The sequence below is a fragment of the Aliivibrio sp. A6 genome (genome assembly GCF_028765505.1).
Lineage (GTDB): Bacteria > Pseudomonadota > Gammaproteobacteria > Enterobacterales > Vibrionaceae > Aliivibrio > Aliivibrio finisterrensis_A.
Genome location: NZ_JARACR010000077.1, coordinates 1 through 1,753 on the forward strand (window position 1 = coordinate 1; position 1,753 = coordinate 1,753).

2 protein-coding genes are annotated in these 1,753 nt (G+C 36.2%); both read right to left on the bottom strand.

The genetic code is table 11. The features are described 5' to 3' along the window. Positions 1 to 106 precede the first annotated feature (106 nt). Positions 107 to 520, bottom strand: a complete 414-nt coding sequence (locus tag PVK70_RS18635; protein WP_130049481.1) for a hypothetical protein — start codon at positions 518 to 520, stop codon at positions 107 to 109. Beyond that, positions 517 to 1,647, bottom strand: a complete 1,131-nt coding sequence (locus PVK70_RS18640) for a type VI secretion system PAAR protein (protein WP_130049482.1) — start codon at positions 1,645 to 1,647, stop codon at positions 517 to 519. Before PVK70_RS18640 ends, PVK70_RS18635 begins: the two co-directional genes overlap by 4 nt. Positions 1,648 to 1,753 lie beyond the last annotated feature (106 nt).

Here is a 1,753-nt window from a genome sequence, read left to right on the forward strand (position 1 = left end):
CATGTAGATTAAGCTCAAATTTACCACTAAATACGGTAAACCCAAAGAAACCTAGAATGCCGAATGTAGCAAATCGTGTTGATGCATTTGTTATATGCGTCTAACTTTATTTATTTCTATCATCAATTAATTGTAAACAAAGCTCGTTAGATATCGTATAAGTTTGACTAGAAAAGCGGATAGATATGTTGTTCAGCTCTTTACATTCAATATAATCAGCTACTAATGTAAGCGTTTTTACATAAATAACAATTGATATAATCGGTGCCACAACTAAACCAAGAAAGATCAGTAAACGATTTAACGTATTTCCTTTCAGGGTATTACCCCAAAATGCTTTAACATGGTAGTACAACAACATAATACCTAAAAGTAGGCTAGCAATAGCACTCCAAATACTTAAAATTCCAGAAATTTTAATAACATCATTTGAAACAAAAGCTGTTTTGATAAACACCCCAGAAAAAAAACCACCTATCCATATAATAAAAATACAAAAAAAACACCTAATTAAAATCATTCAAAATATTCCTTTAATACTTTAGTGAACTCTTTTGTATACCCATTGCTTTCATCTATTGTGTCTAGAGCAAGACCAACTGCAAACGAAGTAGCTACAAAAACAACTCCCGTTGCTAAAATTCCAACAGAAGCAGGCACTGCTACAGCTGTAAATATTGCTCCACTTGCAATTGATCCTACCCCCTTAACAATATCACCAGCAGAGTTACCTACAAACTCAGCTAGCGTAGTCTTATCTCGCAAAATGTAATCCGCGGTATTAATTCCTACAGATACAATGATCTCTAGACCAACATTAAAACGAACAAATCTAGCCGCTCCCTTTAAATCATTTAATCCTAGACCAACTTTAATAACCCTTGGATTATTAGCCCCCCATTTATTACCTTTCATCAAGGTTTGCTCATAACGACGGAAGTTTTTAATAATAACCCAATCCTTACCGTTAATATTTTTTGTATAAGCAACGACTCCTAGTCCACCTAGCCCAGAGGCTGTTTTGTAAGCATCGTAGACGCCACTACCTAAACCACGATAAGTCTTCACATCACCAATAGTTTCTTTTCCTCCCATATCAGCATATAGGTTTTGTAAAAATTCATGCGCTTCTTCTGGCGACATCAATGCAAAACTCTTAATTGGTTCTACATATTCAACATTCAGATATTTATCATCGTCTTCAGCTAATGGATTATATGCAGGCCAATACCCCGAATCACTTGGTATTCTTATTGGTTGTGATGTTTGCGAATTAGCGCTATTAGTGCGTGCTGTGGTTATTTTCTTGCTTTCACCTGATTCTAATTTTGAAAGTGGACTACTTGTAGGTGGTTGATATTTATCACCGATATTAACTGTCCCACTTCCAATAGTTACCCCTCCACAACTAATTTCACCACCCGTAATAGCAGCAGGTTTACCATTAATAAAGACAGTTGAAGAGCCTGATGATATTGTCCTCGGATGCGGAGGATGTTTGGGCTTACTATGTGGAAGTAAAGGGTCACCGACCCTTGCCGCTGGTTGCCCATCAAATTTTACATCTGGTGAACCAGATAAAATTGGGGTTTCTGGGAAACCATCATGAGCCGTACCTATATCACCAACTTTAACGCCTTTAGACATAACATAATCCTTTATTTATTATACTGATGCTAGTATATGACTATTGTCTACACGAGCTAATAAATAAGAGATAACTTCGGCTTTCTTCACGTTTTTGATAAGCATA

Coding starts and splice junctions, on each gene's coding strand:
- PVK70_RS18635 (WP_130049481.1), bottom strand. CDS start 520: ATGATTTTAATTAGGTGTTTTTTTTGTATTTTTATTATATGGATAGGT.
- PVK70_RS18640 (WP_130049482.1), bottom strand. CDS start 1,647: ATGTCTAAAGGCGTTAAAGTTGGTGATATAGGTACGGCTCATGATGGT.